Annotated in this window: 25 protein-coding genes and 1 tRNA gene; 12 read left to right on the plus strand and 14 right to left on the minus strand. The window is 58.3% G+C overall.

Annotated elements, in window-relative coordinates; genetic code table 11:
* Positions 1 to 13: 13 nt before the first annotated feature.
* Complete coding sequence (gene pheT / locus MED193_RS11540) at positions 14 to 2410, minus strand: phenylalanine--tRNA ligase subunit beta (protein ID WP_009809906.1); 2397 nt, start codon at positions 2408 to 2410, stop codon at positions 14 to 16.
* Between the two features lie 549 nt (positions 2411 to 2959).
* Complete coding sequence (gene pheS, locus MED193_RS11545) at positions 2960 to 4033, minus strand: phenylalanine--tRNA ligase subunit alpha (RefSeq protein ID WP_009809907.1); 1074 nt, start codon at positions 4031 to 4033, stop codon at positions 2960 to 2962.
* A gap of 187 nt (positions 4034 to 4220) precedes the next feature.
* On the opposite strand from pheS, the gene MED193_RS11550 reads away from it, so the two are divergent.
* Positions 4221 to 5249: an adenylate/guanylate cyclase domain-containing protein gene (locus MED193_RS11550; protein ID WP_039966136.1), complete on the plus strand. Its 1029-nt coding sequence runs from the start codon at positions 4221 to 4223 to the stop codon at positions 5247 to 5249.
* 178 nt (positions 5250 to 5427) lie between these two features.
* On the opposite strand, the gene MED193_RS22300 is transcribed toward MED193_RS11550, so the two are convergent.
* From MED193_RS22300 to pyk, 5 genes are all read right to left on the minus strand, one after another.
* A complete protein-coding gene (locus tag MED193_RS22300; RefSeq protein ID WP_050757587.1) occupies positions 5428 to 5808 on the minus strand; it encodes a heavy metal-binding domain-containing protein in 381 nt (126 codons plus the stop codon).
* Between the two features lie 496 nt (positions 5809 to 6304).
* Positions 6305 to 6670 carry a 50S ribosomal protein L20 gene (rplT, locus tag MED193_RS11565; RefSeq protein WP_009809911.1) on the minus strand — a complete coding sequence of 122 codons (366 nt, stop codon included), beginning with the start codon at positions 6668 to 6670 and terminating at the stop codon, positions 6305 to 6307.
* A gap of 14 nt (positions 6671 to 6684) precedes the next feature.
* Positions 6685 to 6885, minus strand: coding sequence for a 50S ribosomal protein L35 (gene rpmI, locus MED193_RS11570; RefSeq protein WP_009809912.1), 201 nt, complete (start codon positions 6883 to 6885; stop codon positions 6685 to 6687).
* 115 nt (positions 6886 to 7000) lie between these two features.
* Complete coding sequence (locus tag MED193_RS11575) at positions 7001 to 7222, minus strand: hypothetical protein (protein WP_009809913.1); 222 nt, start codon at positions 7220 to 7222, stop codon at positions 7001 to 7003.
* 41 nt (positions 7223 to 7263) lie between these two features.
* Positions 7264 to 8709, minus strand: a complete 1446-nt coding sequence (pyk, locus tag MED193_RS11580) for a pyruvate kinase (protein WP_009809914.1) — start codon at positions 8707 to 8709, stop codon at positions 7264 to 7266.
* 153 nt (positions 8710 to 8862) lie between these two features.
* Between pyk and MED193_RS11585 the strand changes: the two genes are divergently transcribed.
* The 3 genes from MED193_RS11585 to MED193_RS11595 all read left to right on the plus strand — a co-directional run bounded on the left by MED193_RS11585 (position 8863) and on the right by MED193_RS11595 (position 10928).
* On the plus strand, positions 8863 to 9600 hold the full coding sequence (locus MED193_RS11585) for an N-formylglutamate amidohydrolase (RefSeq protein WP_009809915.1): 738 nt from the start codon (positions 8863 to 8865) through the stop codon (positions 9598 to 9600).
* A gap of 78 nt (positions 9601 to 9678) precedes the next feature.
* Positions 9679 to 9993, plus strand: coding sequence for a DUF1244 domain-containing protein (locus MED193_RS11590; RefSeq protein ID WP_009809916.1), 315 nt, complete (start codon positions 9679 to 9681; stop codon positions 9991 to 9993).
* A 128-nt stretch (positions 9994 to 10121) separates the two neighbouring features.
* Positions 10122 to 10928 (plus strand): class III extradiol ring-cleavage dioxygenase, encoded by an 807-nt coding sequence (locus MED193_RS11595; protein ID WP_009809917.1) that lies wholly within the window; start codon positions 10122 to 10124, stop codon positions 10926 to 10928.
* 311 nt (positions 10929 to 11239) lie between these two features.
* Here MED193_RS11595 and MED193_RS11600 read toward each other — a convergent pair.
* Both MED193_RS11600 and MED193_RS11605 read right to left on the minus strand, forming a co-directional pair.
* Positions 11240 to 11315 (minus strand) — tRNA-Ala (locus tag MED193_RS11600).
* 222 nt (positions 11316 to 11537) lie between these two features.
* Positions 11538 to 11864 carry a TIGR02300 family protein gene (locus MED193_RS11605; RefSeq protein WP_009809918.1) on the minus strand — a complete coding sequence of 109 codons (327 nt, stop codon included), beginning with the start codon at positions 11862 to 11864 and terminating at the stop codon, positions 11538 to 11540.
* Positions 11865 to 11964: 100 nt separating this feature from the next.
* Between MED193_RS11605 and MED193_RS11610 the strand changes: the two genes are divergently transcribed.
* The 3 genes from MED193_RS11610 (at position 11965) to MED193_RS11620 (ending at position 13885) form a co-directional block, all read left to right on the plus strand.
* Positions 11965 to 12654: a M48 family metallopeptidase gene (locus MED193_RS11610; protein WP_009809919.1), complete on the plus strand. Its 690-nt coding sequence runs from the start codon at positions 11965 to 11967 to the stop codon at positions 12652 to 12654.
* A 71-nt stretch (positions 12655 to 12725) separates the two neighbouring features.
* A complete protein-coding gene (locus MED193_RS11615; RefSeq protein WP_039966137.1) occupies positions 12726 to 13391 on the plus strand; it encodes a GntR family transcriptional regulator in 666 nt (221 codons plus the stop codon).
* A gap of 38 nt (positions 13392 to 13429) precedes the next feature.
* Complete coding sequence (locus tag MED193_RS11620) at positions 13430 to 13885, plus strand: GNAT family N-acetyltransferase (RefSeq protein WP_009809922.1); 456 nt, start codon at positions 13430 to 13432, stop codon at positions 13883 to 13885.
* Positions 13886 to 13994: 109 nt separating this feature from the next.
* Here MED193_RS11620 and MED193_RS11625 read toward each other — a convergent pair whose 3' ends face one another.
* Positions 13995 to 14957 (minus strand): acetyl-CoA carboxylase carboxyltransferase subunit alpha, encoded by a 963-nt coding sequence (locus tag MED193_RS11625; protein WP_009809923.1) that lies wholly within the window; start codon positions 14955 to 14957, stop codon positions 13995 to 13997.
* 210 nt (positions 14958 to 15167) lie between these two features.
* On the opposite strand from MED193_RS11625, the gene MED193_RS11630 reads away from it, so the two are divergent.
* The gene (locus tag MED193_RS11630; RefSeq protein WP_009809924.1) at positions 15168 to 16001 is read left to right on the plus strand and encodes a GyrI-like domain-containing protein; all 834 of its coding nucleotides are present in this window, start codon (positions 15168 to 15170) and stop codon (positions 15999 to 16001) included.
* A gap of 25 nt (positions 16002 to 16026) precedes the next feature.
* Here MED193_RS11630 and MED193_RS11635 read toward each other — a convergent pair whose 3' ends face one another.
* Positions 16027 to 16623: a LysE family translocator gene (locus MED193_RS11635; RefSeq protein WP_009809925.1), complete on the minus strand. Its 597-nt coding sequence runs from the start codon at positions 16621 to 16623 to the stop codon at positions 16027 to 16029.
* 72 nt (positions 16624 to 16695) lie between these two features.
* On the opposite strand from MED193_RS11635, the gene MED193_RS11640 reads away from it, so the two are divergent.
* On the plus strand, positions 16696 to 17148 hold the full coding sequence (locus MED193_RS11640; protein ID WP_009809926.1) for an Lrp/AsnC family transcriptional regulator: 453 nt from the start codon (positions 16696 to 16698) through the stop codon (positions 17146 to 17148).
* On the opposite strand, the gene MED193_RS11645 is transcribed toward MED193_RS11640, so the two are convergent.
* Together MED193_RS11645 and MED193_RS11650 are read right to left on the minus strand one after the other, a co-directional pair.
* Positions 17145 to 17768, minus strand: a complete 624-nt coding sequence (locus MED193_RS11645) for a hypothetical protein (protein WP_039966854.1) — start codon at positions 17766 to 17768, stop codon at positions 17145 to 17147. The genes MED193_RS11640 and MED193_RS11645 overlap by 4 nt on opposite strands.
* A 121-nt stretch (positions 17769 to 17889) precedes the next feature.
* Positions 17890 to 18849 (minus strand): L-malyl-CoA/beta-methylmalyl-CoA lyase, encoded by a 960-nt coding sequence (locus MED193_RS11650; RefSeq protein ID WP_009809928.1) that lies wholly within the window; start codon positions 18847 to 18849, stop codon positions 17890 to 17892.
* A 315-nt stretch (positions 18850 to 19164) separates the two neighbouring features.
* On the opposite strand from MED193_RS11650, the gene dgcN reads away from it, so the two are divergent.
* From dgcN to MED193_RS11665, 3 genes are all read left to right on the plus strand, one after another.
* Complete coding sequence (dgcN, locus tag MED193_RS11655) at positions 19165 to 20166, plus strand: N-acetyltransferase DgcN (protein ID WP_009809929.1); 1002 nt, start codon at positions 19165 to 19167, stop codon at positions 20164 to 20166.
* A gap of 151 nt (positions 20167 to 20317) precedes the next feature.
* Positions 20318 to 21283 carry an N-acetyl-D-Glu racemase DgcA gene (gene dgcA, locus MED193_RS11660; RefSeq protein WP_009809930.1) on the plus strand — a complete coding sequence of 322 codons (966 nt, stop codon included), beginning with the start codon at positions 20318 to 20320 and terminating at the stop codon, positions 21281 to 21283.
* Between the two features lie 10 nt (positions 21284 to 21293).
* Positions 21294 to 22157 (plus strand): D-amino-acid transaminase, encoded by an 864-nt coding sequence (locus tag MED193_RS11665; RefSeq protein WP_009809931.1) that lies wholly within the window; start codon positions 21294 to 21296, stop codon positions 22155 to 22157.
* 206 nt (positions 22158 to 22363) lie between these two features.
* On the opposite strand, the gene MED193_RS23085 is transcribed toward MED193_RS11665, so the two are convergent.
* Positions 22364 to 25317 (minus strand): Ig-like domain-containing protein (locus tag MED193_RS23085; protein WP_009809932.1); only part of this gene is annotated, 2954 nt, incomplete at its 5' end.

Genomic DNA, 25317 nt, shown 5'->3' on the forward strand with positions numbered 1-25317 from the left:
ATGGCGACAGGTCTCACCCCCGTAGGGTACCGCCTGTGGCCTTGGTCACCTTGGCGATAATCTTCTCGCTCACTGCCTCGATGTCCTTTTCTTTCAGCGTCTTGTCGCTGGGCTGCAGACGCACGGTCAGGGCCAGGCTCTTTTTGCCCTCGCCCAGTGACCCACCAATGAATTCGTCAAAGATACGCACATCGGTGATCAGCGCCTTGTCAGCACCAGAGGCGGCATTGACCAGGGTCAGCGCCTCAACCTCGGCATCAACCACAAAGGCAAAATCACGCTCGACCGCCTGCAGATCGCTTTGACCCAGCGCCGACCGGGTGGCGCCGCTCTTGCGGGGCAATGGCACCTCGTCTGGCCAGATGGTGAAGGCCACAACCGGGCCCTTGACGCCCATCGCGTTGATCACTTTGGGGTGCAGTTCCCCAAAGATGCCCAGCACCTTTTTCGGACCCAAACAGATCTTGCCGTGACGGCCCGGATGCCACCAATCCTGCGCACCGCGCAGGATCTGCACCTTGGCCGGGGCACCGATGGCGGCCAGGATGGCCTCGATATCGGCCTTGGCGTCAAAGGTATCAACGCCGCGCGCCGCGCCATGCACATCTTTGGGGCCGGTGTTGCCGACCAGAATGCCAGTGATCAGATTGTGCTGCTCGCCCGGCTCGCCGCCATGGAAGGCAGGACCGACCTCAAACAACGCAAGATCCATGAAGCCACGCGCCTGATTGCGGGCCGCAGCCTGCAACAGGCCCGGCAGCAGGGCCGGGCGCATATGCGACATCTCGGACGAGATCGGATTGGCCAGCATGGTGGCGTCATCGCCACCGCCAAACAATGCAGCTGACGCCTGGTCGATGAAAGTATAGCTCACCACCTCGTTATAGCCGAGGCTGGCGGCCGTACGCCGTGCCATCTGCTGGCGGCGCTGCTGCGAGGTCATCACTGCCTTGGGGATACCATCGGTCATCCGCGCCAACGGCTTTCCTTGCAATTTGGTCAGCGAGGCAATGCGGGCGACCTCTTCCACCAGATCCGCCTCGCCCTGCACATCGGGACGCCAGCTGGGGACGTTGGCCATATTGCCTTCCAGGCGGAAACCAAGGCGGGTCAAGGTCTGACGCTGGTCGCTTTCGGGGATATCCATCCCCACCAGCGACTGAACGCGCTCGGCGTCCAGTTTGTAGGCGCGCGCATGATCCGGCACATCACCAGCAATCACCACCTCTGAGGCCTCGCCACCGCAAAGTTCGAGGATCATCTGGGTCGCCAGATGCAGCCCCTGGATGGTAAATTCGGGGTCTACGCCACGCTCAAAACGATAGCGCGCATCCGAGTTGATTTTGAGCGCGCGGCCCGCAAGGGCGATCTGCACGTGATCCCAAAAGGCGCTTTCAAGGAAAACATCCACGGTTTCCTCGGTGCAGCCGGTTTCCTCACCGCCCATGATGCCGGCGATGCTCTCGGCGCCATTGTCATCCGAGATCACCATCTGCCCCGGCCCAAAGGTATATTCCTTCTCGTCCAGCGCTTTCAGGACCTCGCCACCTGCAGCGCGATGCACCCGCAAATCGCCAGAAACCTTGGCCGCGTCAAAGACATGCAGCGGGCGGTTCTGGTCAAAGGTGAAAAAGTTGGTGATATCGACCAATGCCGAGATGGGGCGCAGACCAATCGCGGTCAGCCGATCCTGCAGCCACTGCGGGCTGGGACCATTCTTGACGCCTTTGATCACACGGCCAGAGAACAGCGGACAACCATCCAGCGTGTCCTCGTCGATGGTGACATTGATCGGACAGGGGAAGCTGCCGGTAACTGGCGCAAATTCAGGTGTTTTGAGCGTGCCAAGACCACGGGCTGCCAGATCGCGCGCGATGCCATAAATGCCCAGCGCGTCGGGGCGGTTCGGGGTGATGGCGATCTCGATCATCGGATCTACCTTGGCGGGCTGGTTTTCCGCCAACCAATCAACAAAGCGATCACCCACTGCGCCCGAGGGCAGCTCGATAATGCCGTCGTGTTCGTCCGACAGCTCCAGCTCGCGCTCAGAGGCCATCATGCCAAAGCTTTCGACGCCGCGGATCTTGCCCACACCGATGGTGATGTCGAGACCAGGGACATACATGCCCGGCTTGCAGACCACCACGGTGATGCCTTCCCGCGCGTTGGGGGCGCCGCAGATGATCTGCATTTCGCCCTCATCCGTGTCCACGGTGCAAACCCGCAGCTTATCCGCATCGGGGTGCTTTTCGGCGTGTTTCACATAGCCCAGGGTAAAATCCTTGAGCCGATCGCCGGGGTTGCTGATCTCTTCGACCTCAAGGCCAAGGTCAGTCAGGGTTTCAGCGATCTCATCCACTGATGCGTCAGTGTCGAGGTGATCTTTCAGCCAGGAAAGAGTGAATTTCATCGGTCAAGGGTCCTATGGCAAGCCATGCGTATACAGCCATAGGCAATGACAAAGATTGCCGCCCGGCGCAAGTCTTGCTGGCCTCACCCTGACCGTCAGCACGCAACTGCGGCTGAAATGCGTGGCGAAAATCTATCGCAACCGAAAGGAATTAAGAAAAGGGCAGTGCCTGACCTTGGGGAGGTGCAAAGCGCCTTCCCGGGGGGAAGGTCAGGCGCGGCCCGGCGGTACCGCCGGGCGGAAGATCTGCCTACTTGTGCCTGAAGCCTCCAAGCAGGCCTTGAGTCTTGCGGAGTTGCGCACTGGCGTGCCTTTTTTGCCGCGCCCGTTCCCTCCGTGCGCGTCGATCCCGTTCCAAGAACAGGCTGATTGGAGCCCCTGCGAGAAAGACTATTGGCCACGCCATTTTTCGGGCGGCGCAGCAATGAGAACGACGGCCATCGCAAAACACAACAGCCCCGCCAGATTGATTTTCCAGCGGGGCGTTTGTTTTGAAACTACCTGACACCAGTTCACATAGCGCGAGCGGTACAGGCTGAGCACATAAATCTAGCGGCTCAGGCCACCATGCAGCGTTGGCACATCCAGGCACTGGAAGCCGTAGTGGCGCAGCCAGCGCAGGTCGCTGTCGAAGAAGGCGCGCAGGTCGGGGATGCCGTATTTCAGCATCGCCAGACGGTCGATGCCGATGCCAAAGGCAAAGCCCTGATAGATATCCGGGTCGATCCCGCCAGCCGCGATCACCTTGGGGTGCACCATGCCAGAGCCGAGGATCTCCATCCAGTCGTCGCCTTCGCCGATCTTCAGCTGGCCATTGTCCCAGCTGCAACGAATATCGACCTCGGCCGATGGCTCGGTGAAAGGGAAATGCGAGGCGCGGAAACGCAGTTCGACGTCATCCACCTCAAAGAAGCTTTTGACAAACTCTTCCAGCACCCATTTCAGGTTCGCCATAGAGATGTCCTTGTCCAACGCCAGGCCTTCGACCTGGTGGAACATCGGCGTGTGGGTCTGGTCATAGTCAGCGCGATACACACCACCGGGACAGATGATACGCAACGGCGCGCCCATTTTCTCCATCGAGCGGATCTGTACGGGGCTGGTATGGGTGCGCAGCACATGCGGCGGACGGTCGTCCCCCTCGGCGCGGTGCATATAAAACGTATCCATCTCGGCCCGCGCAGGGTGGTGGCTGGGAATGTTCAGCGCATCAAAGTTATACCAATCAGTATCAATACGCGGACCCTCGGCAACGGAGAACCCCAGCTCGGCAAAGATTGCGGTCAGCTCTTCCTGGGCCTGGCTGATCGGGTGCAGGCTCCCCTGACGCGAGGGGCGGACCGGCAGGGTCACATCCAGCCACTCGGTGCGCAGACGCTCATCCAGGGCGGCATCGGCCAGACCGGCCTTTTTGGCGGCGAGGGCCGAGTTGATCTCATCTTTCAGCGCATTTAGCGCCGGGCCAGCCACCTGGCGCTCTTCGGGCGCCATCTTGCCCAGCTCGCGCATCTTCAGTGCGACTTCGCCTTTTTTACCAACGGCGGCGAGACGGATGGTCTCCAGCGCGTTTTCGTCGGAGGCATCGGCGATCTGCCCTAGATATTTTGCTTTAAGATCGTCCATGACGGTCCCCTGAGTTTGAGCTTATGCTCTGCTACCACAGGTACGCGCGAAAGCAAGACCATGGGTGCTTTCTGGGAGGGGATGAAACCGGTTGAACGGCAACATTTGCACATGAAGCGGAGTTGACGCTTGCATCCTGCAGTCGAGCGCCCCATCTTTGCACCGCAGGCGTGAGGAATTTGGTGCCGTGTCCCCAAAAGTAATTCGTAAACTGACAACAATTTTGGCCGCTGATGCGCAGTCCTTCAGCACTGCTATGACCCGTGATGAGCTCGGCACGTACACCGATTTGCAAGCCGCACGGGACGTGTTTTTCAAACTGATCGACCGCCATGGCGGACGCGTGGCAAATACCGCCGGAGACGGGTTGATCGCAGATTTTCCCTCGGTTGTAGAGGCAGTGCATTGCGCCACCGAAGTGCAGCAGGAGCTAACACAAAAGGACAGCAGCTTGAGGTTTCGCATTGGCCTGCATCTTGGCGATGTAATCTGCGACGGAGATGATCTCATCGGCGAGGGCGTCAACCTTGCCGCCCGGTTGCAAACCATGGCGGACCCCGGTGGGGTTTTGATCTCACAGCAGGTCTATGATCAGGTCCGTAACAAGCTCTCTGTTGGGTTCGAATTCCTCGGCGACAAACGCCCACGGAATATGGTCGAAGACGTGCCAGTCTATCGCTTGGCTCTTGGCCAGCCTATCAACATTGATAGGGCAGCGGGTGAGGCCGCAGGTGACGCGGCGCCAAAACGCCGTAGTCGCGTGTCACAGGTCTGGAGCGATCCTGAGCCTGAGATGCCAGGGTCATCCCCCAGTCAATCTACCGGTCGGCCAGATCTACTCTCAGATGATACAGCCTCAGAGACCGGCGCCGCCCATCCGCAGGGCGCTCTGTCCTCCGAGGTCAGAGGCAAACGCCTGCGGTATATGGGAATTGGTACTGGCGCGGCCGTGCTGCTCAATATGATCAGCGGCGGGTCATTCTGGCCAGCCTGGCCGATTCTGGTAGCCGCTGGACTATACGGGCTCCATAGCGGCGCAGCGCTGCTGGGCAAAAGCCACATAAAGGGGATTCCCCTGAACCTGTGGGTCATTTCCGCCTTTCTGGTCTGCGTAAACTTGATGACCTGGTCGGGCACCGCCTGGGTTCTCTGGCCCCTTGCGGGCATACTCGGCATCGGTTTTTTGACGCGCAAGAAGCAAACCAACGAGAGCTAGGGGCGATCGCCTGCGCTACTTCACGCGACCGGACAATTTTTTCTGCGCAAAGGCACCATCGTTCCTACCTTCGCATGTTGCCAGGGTTTCATAGAACAAGGCCGCCCCAGAGCTAAGGAGCGGCCTGAAACACCCAAGCAGGCCAAAATCTGATCGGCCCGGGTTTTGATATTCTGATCTAGTTCACAAATTTGACGGCTGTTCCGGTGGACACCCGACAGGCCCAGCTAAAGGGACAGACCTGGACAGTGCCGATCTGTGCATTGATGACAGCATCCGCGCCCAGTTCTGCGGCTTCGACCTGCAATTTCCTGCGCGCCTGATCTGCCGTTGGATTGGGATGAAAGGCCGTGGCCTTTGCAACGGTGGTAGAGAGCTCAGCCAAGACCTGGAACTTGCCGCCATTGACCGTGTCCGACACCAATACTGGAAGTTGCTCGACCGGCGTCTGGCTCACTTGCTCTATCGCTTGGACATCACGTTCAATCCCAGCCGGGTAAGTCACTTGATCGCCACAGGCCGCTAGGAACACGGGCAGTGCAAAAAGAATTCGTTTCATCATTCGTTCCATTTAGACATTTCGAAGTGGATCAACGCGACCGCTTAGGACTTTAGGCAAGCGGTAAACAGGGCATGCTGGCTTTTGGACAAAACGCCCCCTGGCTGAATTCCAGCGGCCTCTTCTGGGCTCATGAACTTGTACAAATCCCCTTTGATACCCGCCTGTTTCCAACAAGTTTCGATCTGGGCCTTGGTAATTTTGCCCCCTTGATCCTGCACCGGCCTGGCTACCACTGATTCTCCGCCGCCGCTGCTGACGCAGCCAGAGAGCAATACCGCAGTCACGACACATATACCTTTGATATTCATAAGTTTTTGCCTACCCCAAGAGTGTTTCGCGAAGAACTGTATCGAAACAAATCACGCAGGCAACTGGAAATTGAACTGAATACAACCAGCCACCCCCACTAGTGTCTATTCCAGCCGTAGAGCGTCAGACACAAAAAAGGCCGCCCCGAAGGAGCGGCCTTTCAAATCTACAAAGCGGTAAAGCCTTAGGCTGCCAGAGCAGACTGGGCCTGGCGCACGATGGCACCAAAAGCTTCGGGCTCGTGCACGGCCAGATCGGCCAGAACTTTACGGTCAACTTCGATGCCGGCCAGGTTCAGGCCATTGATGAAGCGGCTGTATGTCAGTGCTTCGTCGTGGCTGCGTACGGCGGCGTTGATACGCTGGATCCACAGAGCGCGGAAATTGCGCTTACGCTGCTTCCGGTCACGTGTTGCGTATTGATTTGCCTTGTCGACGGCCTGACGGGCGACTTTAAAGGTGCTCTTACGGCGGCCATAATAACCTTTGGCTGCCTTGATTACCTTTTTGTGACGGGCGTGGGTTACGGTACCACCTTTAACGCGGGACATATCTCAAACTCCTCTTAGCGGTCGTAGGGCATGTAGCCCTTGACGATCTTGGCGTCGGGAGCGGAGAGCTCCGAGGTGCCGCGTGCGTTACGGATGAATTTCTTGGTGCGCTTGATCATGCCGTGCTGTTTGCCGGCCTGAGCTGCCAGGACCTTGCCGGTCGCTGTCACCTTGAAGCGCTTTTTGGCGCTCGATTTGGTCTTCATTTTGGGCATTTCCGTCTCCTTCAATGCGGGTTCGGTCTATGCGCGACTCGGCATGCCACTTCCGGCCGGCCACGCGAACAGGTGCGCCATGTACGAAAGCTGTGGCCAAAGGGCAAGCGATTTATCAGATAAAACGTCCCAGAACTGTGAAAAAAACATCCGGTATCTGTTCCAGGCGATATCCCCCCGGATGTGACACCATCGCATAGGCAATCAACCCCGCCGCCGCAAGCAGCATAAGGCTGGAGGTACGCGGCGGACGAGTTTCACTAATAGCTGACAGGATCGAGGGTATGGACAGACCACCCAGGACAATCCCCAGGATCAGGGCCAGATCAGTATCCATGTCACCTTCTCCCCCCTCATCAAAACGACCGTAACCTCAGGCTACTCTGGGTCGGTGCTGTAAATCAAACGCTCATCACAGGGGGCAACCCGCAGGATATTGGTGGTACCCGGAACATTGAAGGGCACGCCGGCAGTTACCACGATCTGATCCGTCTCAGTGGCAAAGCCCCCTGCCCGCGCGGCCCGCGCGGCGCTGACAACCGCTCCTTTGAACCGAGACTGGTCCGGAGTCAGGACGCAGTAGCAACCCCAGCTCAGCGCCAAACGTCGGGCGGTTTTTGCCAATGGAGTCAACGCAATGATTGGCACGCCTGGGCGCTCACGCGCGGTTAACAGGGCTGTGGTGCCGCTTTGGGTAAAGCAGCAGATCGCCTTGATCTCGGTTTTCTCCGCAATCTCGCGCGCGGCAGAGACCATAGCATCCGCAACGGTATCACCCTTAGCGGAACGAGAGGCGGCTATGATCTGGCTATAGGTAGGATCCGCTTCCACCTCTGTCGCAACCCGATCCATGGTCTGCACGGCCTCAATCGGGTAGCTGCCCGCAGCAGATTCGGCGCTCAGCATGATGGCATCGGTGCCTTCATAGATCGCAGTGGCAACGTCTGACACCTCAGCACGGGTGGGCATCGGGCTTTCAATCATGCTTTCCAGCATCTGAGTCGCTACGATCACCGGCTTGGCCGCCGCGCGGCATTTACGCACCAAACGTTTCTGGATCGGTGGTACCGCAGCCACTGGCAGCTCCACGCCAAGATCGCCGCGCGCCACCATGATCCCATCTGAAGCATCAAGAATTTCGCCAAAGCGCTCAACCGCTGAAGGTTTTTCAATTTTCGAAAGCACCGCCGCGCGGCCATCGGCCAAGCCTTTGGCCTCAAAGACATCCTTGGCCCGCTGGACAAAGGACAATGCCAGCCAATCAACGCCAAGGTTGCAGGCAAATTCCAGATCTGCACGGTCTTTCTCGGACAGTGCCGCCAGTGGCAAGACGACATCTGGCACATTGACGCCCTTGCGGTTGGAGATTGTACCGCCAATCACCACTTCGCAATCGGCAAAATCAGCACCACAGCTCATCACTTTAAGGCGGATCTTGCCATCATTGACCAAAAGATGCGCGCCCGGCTCCAAAGCCGCAAAGATTTCTGGGTGCGGCAGACATACACGGGACAGATCGCCCTCCGCCTCGTCCAGATCCATCCGAAAGGCCGCGCCCGGCTCTAACTCCTCTGATCCATTGGCAAACACGCCAACCCTAAGCTTTGGCCCCTGAAGGTCCGCCAAGATGCCAATCGTGCGGTCCAGATCCTGTTCGACCTGCCGAATGATCGCATGTTTTTCAGCAATTTCGGGATGGGTGCCGTGGGACATATTCAAACGAAACACATCAGCTCCAGCCTCAAACAGTGCCCGGATGGTTTCATAGGTTTCCGATGCGGGTCCCAGAGTGGCGACAATCTTTACGTTGCGCGAGCGTTTCATCGGGGGTCTCCTCTAGGGTAAATCACGGGTCACTGTGCAGAACAGGTGACACCAAGGCAAATGTTACCGCAAACAGCATTGAGGGGCTTATCGCCCAATTCCCATTCTGCTGCAACTGCAGTAAAGCTATTCTCAACAACAGGCGACAAATCCATGACATATAGACCATTCACAATCGAAGGGGGCAACCGCCCTGGCCGGTGGCTCATCACCTGCGACCACGCGAGCAATGTGGTGCCGCCCTTTGTTGGCGGAGGGGATCTGGGCCTGCCAGAGGCTGATATGCAACGCCATATCGCCTATGATCCCGGCGCCCTGGCGGTTTGCCAGCTATTGGGTAAACGCCTGAACGCCCCGGTGGTGGCCTCAAATTTCTCGCGCCTAGTGATCGACCCAAACCGCGGCGAAGATGATCCCACTCTGCTAATGCAACTCTATGACGGGACAATCATACCTGCCAATCGCCATGCAGACACCGCCGAACGGGAGGCTCGCCTTGAGCGCTGTTATCGCCCCTATCACGCGGCCCTGGCCAAACTGGCTGCGCGCCCTGATACCGTGATCATCTCGGTGCATTCCTTTACGCCGCAGCTGCGTGGCCGCGCGCCGCGCCCTTGGGAGATTGGCATTTTGTATCCCGAGGGGGAGCATTTCTCGCCACATCTGATAACGGCCTTGCAAACCCCTGGTGATCTTTGCGTAGGAATAAACGAGCCCTATACCGGCTATCTTCCAGGCGACGCTATAGACACCCATGGCACCCATAAGGGCCGCCCCAATACCCTGATTGAACTGCGCAACGATCTGATATCTGATGCCACCGGACAACAGTATTGGGCGGATCGCCTCTCTGCCGTCCTGCCGCGCGCCCTTGCGTCCTCAGGCCTCTAGCGGCGCACCGGTAGGGTTGTTAAACTATGTTTGGACGCATGCTGAGCTCCAGATGCATGCAGAGTTAAGGAACCACCCATGGACCAGCAGACCGAAATCGAGATCCAGGCCGCCGCCTTTCGTCGCTTGCAAAAGCACCTGATGGAAGAGCGCACCGATGTTCAGAACATTGATATGATGAACCTGACGGGGTTTTGCCGCAATTGCCTCAGCCGCTGGTATCAAGAAGCCGCCAATGAACGCGGCATCGAAATGGGCAAATCCGAAGCCCGTGAGATCTACTATGGCATGACCATGGACGAGTGGAAGAGCACCTACCAGACCGAGGCCAGCCCGGAAAAGCAGGCTGAATTCGAAGTCGCCTTCAAAGAGAACGTCACAGACAAGGCCTGAACCTAAGGCCAGATCTGTTTCACCCCATTGGCGCTGTTGCACACAGATGCTGTGCGGCAAGGGATATTTAGCCTGCCTGCGGCGGGGGCTAGGTTGTGGGCATATGTCTACAACGCCGGAGAAGATCTATGTCCCAGTCTGCAACCAAAATGCCCGCCTATTTCATCTCTCACGGTGGGGGCCCTTGGCCTTGGATAGCCGATTGGCGGGCTCAGTTCGCCCCTCTTGAAGACTCTCTCGCGGATATGCCCAGCCAGCTGCCGCAACGCCCAAAGGCCGTTTTGATGATCTCCGGCCATTGGGAAAGCGACCGCTTTGCTGTTATGTCATCCGCAAAGCCGCCGATGGTCTATGACTACTCCGGCTTTCCCAAAAACACCTATGAAATCACCTATCCTGCTCCTGGCGCGCCAGAACTTGCTAAACATTCTGCAGATCTCATCGAAAGGGCCGGACTGCCCACCAAGCTGGATCCAGAGATGGGTTTTGATCACGGCACCTTTGTTCCGATGGCCATTATGTATCCAGAGGCCGACGTTCCTCTGTTTCAGATCTCGCTACGCCACGGCTACGACCCCGAACAACACATCCGGCTGGGCCGCGCTCTGGCTCCACTCCGCGACGAGGGGGTTCTTATTGTCGGCTCCGGGTTGAGCTATCACAACCTCGCTCTCTTTGGTCCCGCAGCCAAAGACCCTTCACAGCAATTTGATACCTGGCTTAGCGCGACACTGGACTTGCCACCCGCCGCGCGCACAGAAGCATTGCTGAACTGGGAGCAAGCCCCTGCCGCACGTACCTGCCACGCCAAGGAAGATCATCTGGCCCCGATATTTGCGGCACTTGGCGCAGCGGAAGAGGAGCCAGCAACGCGGATCTACCACCAAAAAGAGATCTTTGGCGGTGTCACTGCTTCGGGCTATCGCTTCGGTTAGCGCCTTTAACCCCAGCCCTGGGCACCCGCACAGAAGGGCCCGGACACCCTGTTGGAAGTGACCTTTGTGATCGAACGCCATCGTGGCCGCCACAGTGACAACCACTAAACTGGCCACTCTGGCGGCCCAGGCAGAAACCCGGCGCCAACCGCTTACCTTGCCCCTGACGCGCGGGGGAGGGGCGAGCCGCATCCCTGACACAAGTGGCAAAAACCGTTGCCTCGATCAGCGCATCGACTTCGACCACAACCATTCGCGAACAAATAAATGTCCACCGCAGGTTCTGTAAGGATCATTTCATATAAAAGATTTGGTGGAGCCTAGGAGGATCGAACTCCTGACCTCCTGCATGCCATGCAGGCGCTCTCCCAGCTGAGCTAAGGCCCCAAATCACACCGCTTTGACATCCTGGCCGATTGACCGTCCCGTCGTGCGGTGTGAGGGTGATTTAAGGGACGATGCAGCAGGCCGCAAGCGGAAAATGCACCATCGTCGAGAGTTTTTTTCATCAGGCCTTTTGCGGTTCGTTGGGAGACGCTTTTGCCAGGCGAGCAAGCCGGATCCCCAGGCAGCCTGCTGGCTGCTTGGGAGCGCAGAACCACATGAGAGTTAGGAGTCGTCGTCTTCCGAGGCGACGTCAGCGATCTCTTCTAGAGGCACGGTATCGGCGTCGTCGTCGTCATCCAGAACATCATCGCCCAGATCCAGATCTACGTCGTCGTCATCGTCCAATACATCGGTGTCATCTGCGTCGCTCTCTTTGGCTTTGACGCTGGCCGCATCCGCGTCGTCTGCCTCGATCATGCGGCTCTTGCCGGTGCTCAGCTCAACAACTTCGCCCGTATAGGGGCTAATGATCGGATTTTTGTTCAGGTCATAAAACCGTTTGCCGGTGGTTGGGCAGACGCGCTTTACGCCCCATTCTTCGTTGGGCATGTGGGTCCCCTTGATTTACTGGTGAGTCGTATCGACGATTCAGTTGCCTTGCCATATGAGGTGAGCACTGTCAAAGCCTTTGCCATGAAGGGGCGCCACCATGAGCGCATATCACCTGCCAGGAAACCCGCCGGTTCCTCTTGTTCTGCGCCGCTCGGCGCGGGCAAAACGGATCAGCCTGCGGATTTCCGCCCTGGATGGGCGGGTGACCCTGACGCTGCCTGCGCGACTACCAGCCCGCGAAGCATTGGAGTTTGCAGCCGAGAAGGAAGGCTGGATTCGCGACCATCTGGCGCGCCACCCGGAGGTGGTCGAAGTGGGCTTTGGCAGCCTACTCCCCATCGAGGGGCAACAGCGCGAAGTCGTGGCCGGCACCAAACGCGGCGTACAATTTGAACCAGAAAGAATCTTGGTGGGGGGGGATAGCCCGGCGCGTTCCTTAGAGCGCTACCTTAAAGAACTAGCGCGAGACCGTTTGGCAGCAGCCTCAGATCACTATGCCGCCCAAGTAGGGCGCTCCTATGCCAAGCTGAGCCTGCGTGACACTCGCTCTCGCTGGGGCTCCTGCTCATCTGCTGGGACATTGATGTATTCCTGGCGTTTGATCATGGCCCCCACAGAAGTGCTCTCCTACGTGGCGGCGCATGAAGTGGCGCATCTTGTCGAAATGAATCACTCCGCCGATTTTTGGGCGGTGGTGGCGCAGCTCTATGGTGACAGTTCTGCCGCGCGCCAATGGCTGCGTCACGAGGGAAGCGGGCTGCATCGTTACCGCTTCGACCTCGGCTAGAGGAACCAATACAAGTCCCGCGTCAAATTCCGAGGTTGACCATCCGCAAATTTGTGATCACAGGATAGGCCATGTCCATTTCCGCCAGACCCACCGCTTCATCCCCTTCGGATACCACTGCCTCGGCACATGACCGGGTGTATCGCGCTCTGCGGGCGCGGATCATGTATGGCGATATTGCACCGGGTGAGGCTCTGACCCTGCGCGGCATTGGCCGTGAGTATGAGGTCTCGATGACCCCAGCGCGCGAAGCCCTACGTCGCCTGGTGGCCGAGGGTGCCTTATCCCTGTCGTCGTCAGGGCGGGTGGCCACGCCTGAATTGAGCAATGAGCGGATAGAGGAACTGGCGGCGCTGCGCGCCCTGCTGGAGGTTGAGCTTTCCAGTCGCGCCCTGCCCCGCGCCCATATGGCCCTGATCGACCGGCTGCAAAGTATCAACCTGGCCATCGCCGAGATGGTCTCCAAACGCGATGCGGTGGGCTATATCCGCACCAACCTGGAATTCCACCGCACCCTGTATCTGCGCGCCCAGGCCCCCGCGATGCTGGCCATGGCAGAGACCGTCTGGCTGCAACTGGGCCCAACCATGCGGGCGCTCTATGGGCGATTGCGCCGCACCGACCCGCCGCAGAATCATCGCCTGATCATCGCCGCGCTAAAGGCCGGCGATGAACCGGGATTACGCCTGGCTGTGCGGTCTGATGTAACACAGGGGTTGCGGTTGCTTGTGGTTTAGACCTAGGCAAGGGAACCGAGCAAAGGGAATTCGGTCAGATGTCTACATCCATCAGACAGGCCAATGCGACTGATGCAGAGGCATTGATCGCTTGCATCGATGCCGCCTATGCCAAATACGCCAGCCGCATTTTCGACCTACCCGCCGTCTCCGCTGGCACTCCCGAAGAGATAGACCAGGGCCAGGTTTGGGTGATCACGGAAAACGGGAAGGTTATTGCTGGCCTGTTTTTATCCGCCCAGAAGGGTTTCTTGAAACTTGCAAACCTTGCGGTTCACCCCGACCACGCAGGTAAAGGCTTAGGGCGAGCGCTGATGGACCACGCAGAAAACGAGGCCAAGCGGCAAGGGTTTGGCGAAATGCGTCTCAGCACACATGTTGGGATGCCTGAAAACGTGGCCATGTACCAATACCTTGGCTGGCAAGAATACGAACGCAGTGGCAATCGCGTTTCGATGCGCAAACTTCTGCAAACTCCAAAACGGAGAGTGTAAGCCTCCCATCGCCCCAGAGAAACCTTAGGCCGCGCTCATTCAAAATTCGCATAAAAAACCCGGCCACCAGAGCCGGGTTTTTCCAAGCAAATGGGCAGCGTCGATTGCCTTACGCTGCAAGCCCCTTAGAGCCAATATCGAGGAATTTTTGGCGGCGATCCTTGATCAGCTCAGCGCCCTCTTTGTCCTTCAGCTCATTCAGCATGTCCTGAATGGCAGTGCCGACGGAGGCCATTGCTGCCTTGGCATCACGATGCGCACCACCCAGCGGTTCAGGAATGATCCGGTCGATCACCGCCAGCTCCCGCAGGTTCTGCGCGGTCAGGCGCAGGGCCTCAGCGGCTTCGCGCATTTTCTCAGCGTCTTTCCACAGGATCGAGGCACAGCCTTCGGGGGAGATCACCGAATAGACCGCATGTTCCAGCATCGCCACACGATTGGCGGTGGCAAAGGCTACCGCCCCACCAGAGCCGCCCTCGCCTATGATCACGGAAATCACCGGCACGCCAATTTTCAGGCTCATCTCAGTAGAGCGGGCAATCGCCTCGGACTGGCCGCGCTCTTCGGCACCTTTACCAGGGTACGCCCCTGTGGTGTCTACCAAGGTAACAACAGGCAGACCAAAGCGCCCTGCCATCTCCATCAGGCGCACGGCTTTGCGATAGCCTTCGGGACGGGCCATGCCAAAGTTATGCCGAATGCGTGCCTTGGTGTTCGAACCTTTTTCGTGCCCAATCACCATAACCGGCTGATCATTGAACCGGGCCAAGCCGCCCATCACTGCAAGGTCATCGGCAAAGTTCCGGTCACCCGCCAAAGGCGTGTACTCGGTAAAAAGCGCATCGATGTAATCGCGGCAGTGGGGGCGCTCCGGATGGCGCGCCACCTGACATTTGCGCCACGGAGTGAGCTCTTTATAGAGATCTTTCAGCAGCTGATCAGCCTTAGCGTCGAGCGCTGCGGCTTCGTCAGCTATGTCCATCTCTTCATTGGCCCGTGCCAGGGCGCGCAGTTCTTCTGCTTTGCCTTCGATTTCGGCCAGCGGTTTTTCAAATTCCAGGTACTGAGTCATATCGCCTCGTTCACACGGTTTTGCCGTATATGGCCTTCTGTGCGCTCAGATGCAACTCTGTGGCTTGCCTTGCGTCAACAGAAATCAGGATTGCCCTGTTTCCAGCGTGGAAAATCAAACGGTCGACGACACGAAGCTGTAGTTCAGCAAGATTTGTGATTTCGGCCTGTGCCACATCTGCTCAGGCACAGAAGGAAGGAAAACCGCGGCATGTCCAGCACATACGAAAATCGAATTCTGCGGGTTCTAGACTATATCCATGACAACCCCGCCGGAGATCTGTCGCTGGACCAGTTGGCAGAGGTGGCAGCAATGTCGCGCTTTCACTGGCATCGCGTGTTTCACGCCTTGACCGGGGAAACCTGCGCCCAGGCGGTACGCCGCATTCGCCTACATCGCGCTGCCAGCGATTTGCTCATGACACAGAGCAGCCTGGGAGAGATTTCACTTTCAGTGGGCTATCCCAATGTCAGTTCCTTTTCTCGTGCATTCACCGAAGCCTATGGCCTAAGCCCTGTCGCGTTTCGCAGGGCCGGAACCCATCGGCTTTCACGTCCTGAACTGAGAATTGGAGACCACCCAATGTATCCTGTCACCCTACGCCAAGAACCTGCCCGCCGCCTGATCGGGCTCCCTCATAGTGGAAGCTACCATACCGTCGGCAAAGAATTTGAAGCCTTTGGCGCTCTTTGCGAGACCCGTGGTCTATGGCCACAAGTCGGAACCTGGGCGACAATTTACTACGACAACCCGGAGGAAACTGCTGAAGCAGAGCTGCGCAGCTTTGTTGGGGGTGAATACCAGGGAGCAACAGTGCCAGAAGGATTGGGTGAAACAACGCTCCCTGGCGGCAAAACAGCTATCCTGACCTATAAGGGACCCTATGCCGGGATTGCAGCGGCTTATGACAGCCTGTTTGGCAATTGGTTGCCACAGTCCGGCGAGGATCCCGCAGAAGCCCCCTGCTATGAGCTCTACCTCAACAACCCCCGCGCGGTGGCTCCAGAAGAGCTACTGACTGAAATCTGCCTACCATTGAAGTAGCACTTAAGCCGTGATCTGGCCGCTGCTAGTGCGGCCAGATCACCGGGTAAAGCGAGGCAACTAAGAGCGCTGCCATGAGCCAGTTGAACTGGGTCAGGCGGCGCGGATTGGTTAGAAAACGTGCCATTTGCTGCCCCAGGATGGTCCAGGACCCGACCGAGGGCAGGTTGATAGCGCCAAACACGGCGGCCACGATAAAAATCGCCCACAGGGTTTGGTCTGGAGTATAGGCGCTGATCGCAGTGAGAGCCATGGCCCAAGCCTTGGGGTTGACCCATTGAAAGGCGGCGGCCTGCAGGAAGGTCATCGGCGTGCCACGACTTCCTGAGGCCTCTGTTGGGCCGGCATGGGCGATTTTCCAGGCAAGATAGATTAGGTAGATGACCGAGGCGATTTTGAGGGCTGAGTAGCTGACCGGGAAGGCGTCAAAGATCTGCACTAAGCCAGCGCCCACCAAAACGACCATAAAGACAAAGCCAAGCGCCACCCCCAACATATGCGGAATGGTGCGTCGAAAGCCAAAATTGGCACCTGAGGCCATCAACATCAGATTGTTGGGGCCAGGTGTGATTGAGGAGACAAAGGCAAAAAGCGCTAGGGCCAGAAAGAGTTCATAAGTCATAAGGTGAAAATGACGCGCAAAACCCCGAATGAAATTGCGTTCTCGTGCATGATGTGACCAAATACACAACTAATGGCGAAATATGATCGAATAAACCAACAAATATTGCAGGAGCTGACTCGCGATGGGCGGATCAGCAATCTGGAGCTGGCAGACCGGGTTGGCCTGTCACCCTCTGCCTGTCTGCGCCGGGTACAGGATCTGGAACAAGCTGGTGTCATTACCGGCTATCGTGCGGTGCTCGACCGCGATGCCATGGGGGCAGGATTTGTCACCTATATCGGCGTTGGCCTTGGAGAGCATACCAAAGAGGCCCAACAGGCCTTTGAACGGGCGATGAAGGACGCGACTGAAGTGGTGGAATGCCACAATATCACCGGAACAATCGAATATCTTCTGCGGGTGGAATGTGCCGATCTGCCCAGCTACAAACGGTTTCATACCGATATTCTGGGGACCTCGCCCTATGTCACCGCAATTACCACCTATGTGGTGATGGGCTCGCCCAAGGATCTGCGCAGCTAGGCAGGCGATAGCAGGGCCTCTACCGAAATGGCCGGTGAGGCGAGAACCGGAACCGAGGTGCGATTCTGCAGCAGGTCTTTCGCCCCAGCCATAGAGGCCTGCGCCAGAACCACACAGGAAGTATCGGGCGCCCGTTCCAGTTGGGCCAGCACCCAGGTGGCGATCTGATCGTTGAAATCCTCCCTGTCACCGACATCAAACAGCGGCCAGAGATTGGTCAGCGGCAGGTGCTGAATGTTGGGCGTGGCGTCCAGCTCTGCAAAGGCGCGCTCCAACAGGGAGGTAGAAGGCTCTTTGGTGCTGTGCAGGCAATAGACCAACAGGACTGCCCCGCCCGCGGCCGCTGATGTCTGGGCGGCGCGCTGCATCATCGGCCAGTCGATACGGGTGGCACCTGCCTTCTCGGCGGCCTCGCCGATGGTGGTACAGCTGCACAGTACCGGGCCTGTCGCGGCCTGCATCGCAAGGGTGATTTCCTGCTGCAAGGCGGTATCTATACCGTCCTGCGCCCGCGCCAGCCAATCAGGGCGCACCACATGTTTCAGATCAGCCGTGGGTGCCAAGGCTTCAAAAGTGGCAACATGCACATCTGCGGTGTGAAACAGGGTCAGATCAGGCATGGGAAACCTCGCGATTTGAAACGGACAGATAAAACCGTGCATATGAAAAAAAGGCGCCCACTGGACGCCCTTTTGATCTTCTAGGGTTTTTCTACTGCGGTCAAACGGCAGCCAAAGGGCCTCAGCCTTTTGCGATCAACTCGGACTGGGCCACGATAACCTCGGCCTGTTTGATCGAGGCGATATCGACCAAGCGCCCCTTGTAGACGGTGGCGCCTTCGCCGTTGGCCTTGGCCTGTTCCATAGCGGCGAGGATCTCGCGGGCTTCTGCCACGGCCTCCTCAGAGGGGGTGAAGACCTCATTGGCCAGAGCGATTTGTTTGGGGTGGATCGCCCACTTGCCAACCATGCCCAGGGTGGCAGACCGTTTGGCCTGGGCGATATAGCCTTCGTCATCAGAGAAATCACCAAAAGGACCATCCACAGGCAGAACCCCATGAGTACGACAGGCCGCGACGATAGCAGCCTGGGCCCAATGCCAAGGATCTGACCAGTGCTTTTCGCCCTCACGCAGCATGTAGTAGTTTTCCTGGGTACCGCCGATGCCCGTGGTCTGCATCCCCATGGAAGCGGCAAAATCTGCCGCGCCCAACGACATAGCCTGCAGACGGGGGCTGCTGGCAGCAATCTCTTCTACGTGGGCAATACCAGCCGCCGATTCGATGATCACCTCAAAAGAAATTGGCTTGCTGCGCCCTTTGGCTCGCTCAATGGCGGTAACCAGAGCATCAACAGCATAGACGTCTTCGGCGCAGCCGACCTTGGGGATCATGATTTGGTCGATGCGGTCTCCGGCCTGTTCCAGTAGATCTACCACGTCGCGGTACCAGTAAGGCGTGTCCAGCCCATTGATACGCACAGACATGTATTTGTTGCCCCAATCCACAGTGTTGAGCGCTTCAATCACATTGGCGCGGGCGGCGTCCTTGTCTGAAGGAGCCACGGAATCTTCCAGATCCAGGTTGATGACATCCGCAGCCGAAGCCGCCATTTTGGGAAAGAGTTTCGTGTTGGAACCAGGGCCAAACAGCTGACAGCGGTTGGGACGGGCCGGGGCGGCGGGCTGAAGACGGAAGCTCATGATGGCGATCCTTTGGGTAAGGAAATTACGATTTTATCCCTGGAAGTGGTAAGAAATTGCGCGAAGGCTTGCAAGTCTTACTTTGCATCTGCAGCATTGCCTCTGCAGCATGTACAACGCTTGCTGCACGCTAGCGCAAGGATCGCCGGTAGGAACCAATAGAGCAGAAGATTCTTCGAAGATTTACATATCTTCCGGGAAATTATCCGAAATCAAGAACCAGGAAAAAGCAAAAACGGGATCGTATCGCAGGGGGGCTCACTTAAACTCGCGAGGAAACAAAACCCCTAACAAAACTCCTGTGGAGGGCCCGAGATGATCGAGACACCATATCTGTTGTTCCTGGGCGATGCGCCCGACATGCTTGCCGCTAAGGTTGCCATTGGCATTCGCGACTGGCGCCCGGATCACGCGGTCGGCCAGATTAGCCTGCCCGGTTGTGGTGCCGATTTGGGCTTGACCGAGATGACCCTGGCCGAGGCCAAGGCAGCGGGTGCCAAAACCCTGGTAATCGGTGTCGCCAATCGCGGTGGCGTTATTTCTGCGGCATGGAAGGACGTGCTGATCAAGGCTCTGGAAATGGGCTATGATCTGGCTTCTGGCCTGCACAACCTGTTGCGCGATGAGGGCGACCTGGTGGCTGCGGCGCAGACACACGGCGGCACCTTGCACGATGTGCGTGTGCCCACTGATGGCTACCCGATTGCCAATGGTGTGACCCGCAGCGGCAAGCGCTGCCTGGCGGTTGGTACAGATTGCTCGGTTGGTAAGATGTACACTGCCCTGGCGATGGACGCCGAGATGCAAAAGCGCGGCATGAAATCAACCTTTCGTGCCACCGGTCAGACCGGCATTTTGATCACCGGCCATGGCGTGCCACTGGACGCCGTGATTGCCGATTTCATGGCAGGTTCTGTGGAATATCTGACCCCTGACAATGAGGACGATCACTGGGATCTGATCGAGGGACAGGGCTCGCTGTTCCACGTGTCCTATTCTGGTGTGACCATGGCGCTGGTGCATGGTGGTCAACCCGATGCTTTGATCCTGTGCCATGAGCCGACGCGTTCACACATGCGCGGCCTGCCGGACTATACTGTCCCCTCTCTGGAGGAGCTGCGTGATGTGGCTCTGCCACTGGCCCAACGCGCAAATGCCGCGTGCAAAATCGTTGGCATTTCAGTGAACACACAGCATCTGACAGAGGATGAGGCGGTCAAATACCTGGCTGAGACCGAAGAGCGTATGGGCCTGCCTGCGGTTGATCCCTATCGCCACGGCGCTGGTCGCTTGGTAGACGCGCTGGCTGCAATCTGATCTATCTTGCCCCGCCGGATGGCATTGCCTGAAATGGGTGGAGCCTCCGGCGGGAATATTTTTGGAAAGATGAAGTCGGGATGCCCCGCCACCAGGGGCATCGCTAGAGCTCTTTGGGATATCTGAAGAGTAGGAATGGAAGGGCTGTTTCATGAAAATCACCGTGTCACCGGATGTCTTTAAGCTGGCGCAGGTTTTTACCATCTCGCGGGGATCGCGGACCGAAGCCAAGGTATTGACGGTCAAGGTGGAAAAAGGTGGTTTTGTCGGGTGGGGGGAGTGCGTTCCCTATGCACGCTACAATGAAACGCTCGATAGTGTGACTGCCGAGATCAAAGGCCTGCCTGCGGAGTTCTCCCGAGAGGAGCTGCAGGATCTGTTGCCCGCCGGGGCTGCCCGCAACGCGGTGGATTGCGCGCTTTGGGATCTGGAGGCCAAACAGGCTGGCAAACGCGTCTGGGAACTGGCCGGGCTTCCGGCCCCGGGGCCTGAGATCACCGCCTATACGCTATCGCTGGCCAGCCCCGAGGAGATGAAAAAACAGGCGGCGGAGAATGCACATCGCCCCCTCTTGAAAATCAAGCTCGGTACGCCTGATGATATGCCCCGGCTGGAGGCTGTGCGGGCCGGCGCACCGGAAGCCAAGATTATCATTGATGCCAATGAGGGCTGGTCTGCATCTGTCTATGCCGAACTGGCCCCGCATCTGGTGCGGCTGGGGGTGGAACTGGTTGAACAGCCCCTGCCTGCCGGGGAAGATGCGGCCCTGATTGGTATGGAACGGCCCGTGCCGGTCTGCGCAGATGAGAGCTGCCATGATCGTGCCAGCCTGCCAAAGCTCAAGGGTAAGTATGATGTGGTCAACATCAAGCTGGACAAAACTGGCGGCCTGACCGAAGCCCTGAAACTGCGCGAGGAAGCACTGGCTCTGGGCTATGATGTCATGGTCGGTTGCATGGTTGGATCCTCCCTGGCGATGGCCCCCGCAACACTTCTGGCACAGGGAGTTTTGGTGACAGACCTTGACGGGCCGCTTCTGTTGGCCGAAGACCGCGATGAACCATTGAAATTTGACGCCGCCGGGGTGCACCCGCCCAAGGCCGAACTCTGGGGTTGAGGAGACCACGATGACCCGTACCGTTTATGTAAATGGCGAATACCTGCCCGAGACCGAAGCAACTGTTTCTATCTTTGACCGCGGCTTCCTGATGGCTGATGGCGTCTATGAGGTGACCTCGGTCTTGGATGGCAAGCTGATTGATTTCGAAGGTCATGCAGTTCGGCTGGAACGCTCGCTGAATGAACTGGACATGCCGGCAGCCTGCTCAAAAGAAGACCTGTTGGAGATCCACCGCGAACTGGTGAAACGCAATGACATCGTTGAAGGTCTGGTCTATCTGCAGATCACGCGTGGCTCTGACGGCGATCGCGATTTCGTCTTCCCCGATCCCGAAACAACCAAGCCGACCATCGTGTTGTTCACTCAAAACAAGCCTGGCCTGGCTGACAATCCGGCCGCCAAGAAAGGCGCCAAGATCATCTCGATCGAGGACATCCGCTGGGGCCGTCGCGACATCAAGACTGTGCAGCTACTCTACCCCTCGATGGGTAAGATGATGGCCAAGAAGGCAGGCGCCGATGATGCCTGGCTGATCGAAGATGGCTATGTCACCGAGGGGACCTCAAACAACGCCTATTTTGTCAAGAACGGCAAGATCGTGACCCGCCCGCTGAGCAGCGATATCCTGCATGGCATTACGCGCAAGGCGGTTCTGCGCATGGCGGCTGAAGCGCAGATGGAAGTGGAAGAACGTCTGTTCACCATTGATGAAGCGAAAGAAGCCGATGAGGCCTTTACCACCTCGGCAAGCGCTTTTGTGATGCCTGTGGTCGAGATCGACGGTATTGCCTTGGGCGATGGCACTCCAGGACCAATCGCCAAGCGCTTGCGCGAAATCTATCTGGACGAGAGCCTGAAATCAGCTATCTGACTCATTCAGTGAACTGTCGATACAAGTTTTAAACGGGCTGGTTTTTCCAGCCCGTTTGCCTTTGCTTCAGGAAGTCAACCTGCCACCTTTCGGACCGGTCAGCCCTGCACGGACCTGCCTCTTTTGGTCGACGTCCGCTTCAAAAAAGGAGCGCCACCAATGCGGTCACGCTCCTCTCTCTTTGAAATCTCAGAAAAACGGCGGGGCTAGAACTTCAGATCAAGCCCAACCTGTAGCCCGTAGCTCTCATAGCCACTTCTACCGATCCCATCATAAAACGTCTCAACCAAGAAAACGCCCTGTTCAGAAAATTGGTAACTCATCCCGAGTTCCGCCCGCGCACGCCCCCCTTCTACAACAGAAGAGGTCCCGATCACGCCACCCGAGTTTTCCTTATAACTGCCAATAGCACTGAAACCACCAAACAGCAGTAACTCCCCGTTGCCACGCCGTGTCTCAAGCTGTGTCTCAAAATCCAGTCCGACCTCTAGCTGCCCCCAGGCGACACCTTGACTTGGGATAAGGTTGCCAAGACCGTCGCGATAGGCCTCCTGATCGTCACTCGTGTAGGTGAACTGCGCTTTTGGAATAAGCGTCGTTTTGCCATAGAGCATTGAACCCGACACCTTCAACAAGGCCAGCAGCCGCTCAGTTTCAACCTTGTCGGTATAGGTCCCAAACGGGGAGACGTCGTTAGAGCTTTGGCCATAGAGAAGCCGCCCCTCAACAAAGACGTCATGGTTCGGGAATTTGGTGACAAAATAAGGACCAATCAACCAGCCTTTGCCCTTAATATTTGCAAGACCATCCTCTTGATCCAGATAGTCAAATTGTAACATGGCCCCAAGCAAGAGGTTCTTGTTAACCGCAAAATGACTGCCAATAGCGCCAAAGACATATGCGCTGTCACTGGTGCCTTCACGGCTCACCGCGCCCTGCAATCGGGTCCAGACACGTGATCCGGGCTTGGTAGAAATATCAAAGGTTCCCCGCCCCCGGGTCACTGCCAAGTTAAACTGCCCCTGCCCTTGGAAGGACCCGTTGCCGGATAAGAACCCGGTCAGATCTGGCTGATTGTTGATCAATTGGGTGGCCCTGGTATCCATAAACCTGCCGATGATTTGGCTCGTTTCTTCAATTGCAGTGTTGCGAACCGAAATCCCTCCTGATGCTTCATTGCCGTTGCCCGATACATCCTGTGCAACGCCCGCTACGATCGATACTCCAATATTCCCGCTCCCTGACGACCGGAGCGTAATCGTATAAAGCGCTCCACTCCCGGTCAGCGCAACCACTGAGCCGTGATTAACAGCCACATCACTCATGGTGAAACCTGTAACCGGTTCGGAGAAGGTGGCCGTAACTTCAAAAGTCTCACCAGGTGCGACCTCGGTTGTACTGGTCGTCAGAGTGACCGTAGGGGCCACTGCATCCGTATTGGTCAGCCCAAAACTTACATCGCTCAGCCCCGTGGCGCTGGCCGTCACATTATAAGCCCCCGCCGTGGCATTCGCCGTCGCTGTCACCGAGGCCAGGCCAGAGCCATCCGTCACATCCGAACTCGCCGACAGCGCCGCTGAGGCCCCAGAGCCCGGTGCGGCAAAGTTCACCGTCACGCCGGACACAGGATTGCCCCCGGCATCCGTCACCAGCGCCACCAGCGCCGTGCCAAATGCGCTCGAGATCGCCGTGCTCTGCCCTGCGCCGGAACTCACCGCAAGCGTCGCCGCTGCCCCCGCCGTATTGGTCAGACCAAAACTTACATCGCTCAGCCCCGTGGCGCTGGCCGTCACATTATAGCCCCCCGCCGTGGCATTCGCCGTCGCTGTCACCGAGGCCAGGCCGGACCCATCCGTCACATCCGAACTCGCCGACAGACCGGCTGAGGCCCCAGAGCCCGGCGCGGCAAAGTTCACCGTCACGCCGGACACAGGATTGCCCCCGGCATCCGTCACCAGGGCCACCAGCGCCGTGCCAAAACCGGTGGAGATCGTCGTGCTCTGACCCGCGCCGGAACTCACCGCAAGCGTCGCCGCGGCCCCCGCCGTATTGGTCAGACCAAAACTCACATCGCTCACCCCCGTGGCGCTGGCCGTCACATTATAAGCCCCCGCCGTGGCATTCGCCGTCGCTGTCACCGAGGCCAGGCCAGAGCCATCCGTCACATCCGAACTCGCCGACAGCGCCGCTGAGGCCCCAGAGCCCGGTGCGGCAAAGTTCACCGTCACGCCGGACACAGGATTGCCCCCGGCATCCGTCACCAGCGCCACCAGCGCCGTGCCAAATGCGCTCGAGATCGCCGTGCTCTGCCCTGCGCCGGAACTCACCGCAAGCGTCGCCGCTGCCCCCGCCGTATTGGTCAGACCAAAACTTACATCGCTCAGCCCCGTGGCGCTGGCCGTCACATTATAGCCCCCCGCCGTGGCATTCGCCGTCGCTGTCACCGAGGCCAGGCCGGACCCATCCGTCACATCCGAACTCGCCGACAGACCGGCTGAGGCCCCAGAGCCCGGCGCGGCAAAGTTAACCGTCACGCCGGACACAGGATTGCCCCCGGCATCCGTCACCAGCGCCACCAGCGCCGTGCCAAAGCCGGTGGAGATCGCCGTGCTCTGCCCCGCGCCGGAACTCACCGCAAGCGTCGCCGCGGCCCCCGCCGTATTGGTCAGCCCAAAACTTACATCGCTCACCCCCGTGGCGCTGGCCGTCACAATATAAGCCCCCGCCGTCGCATTCGCCGTCGCTGTCACCGAGGCCAGGCCAGAGCCATCCGTCACATCCGAACTCGCCGACAGACCGGCTGAGGCGCCAGAGCCCGGCGCGGCAAAGTTCACCGTCACGCCGGACACAGGATTGCCCCCGGCATCCGTCACCAGGGCCACCAGCGCCGTGCCAAAACCGGTGGAGATCGTCGTGCTCTGACCCGCGCCGGAACTCACCGCAAGCGTCGCCGCGGCCCCCGCCGTATTGGTCAGACCAAAACTCACATCGCTCACCCCCGTGGCGCTGGCCGTCACATTATAAGCCCCCGCCGTGGCATTCGCCGTCGCTGTCACCGAGGCCAGGCCAGAGCCATCCGTCACATCCGAACTCGCCGACAGCGCCGCTGAGGCCCCAGAGCCCGGTGCGGCAAAGTTCACCGTCACGCCGGACACAGGAT

Origin of the sequence: Roseobacter sp. MED193 (genome assembly GCF_000152965.1) — a bacterium.
Lineage (GTDB): Bacteria > Pseudomonadota > Alphaproteobacteria > Rhodobacterales > Rhodobacteraceae > Pseudophaeobacter.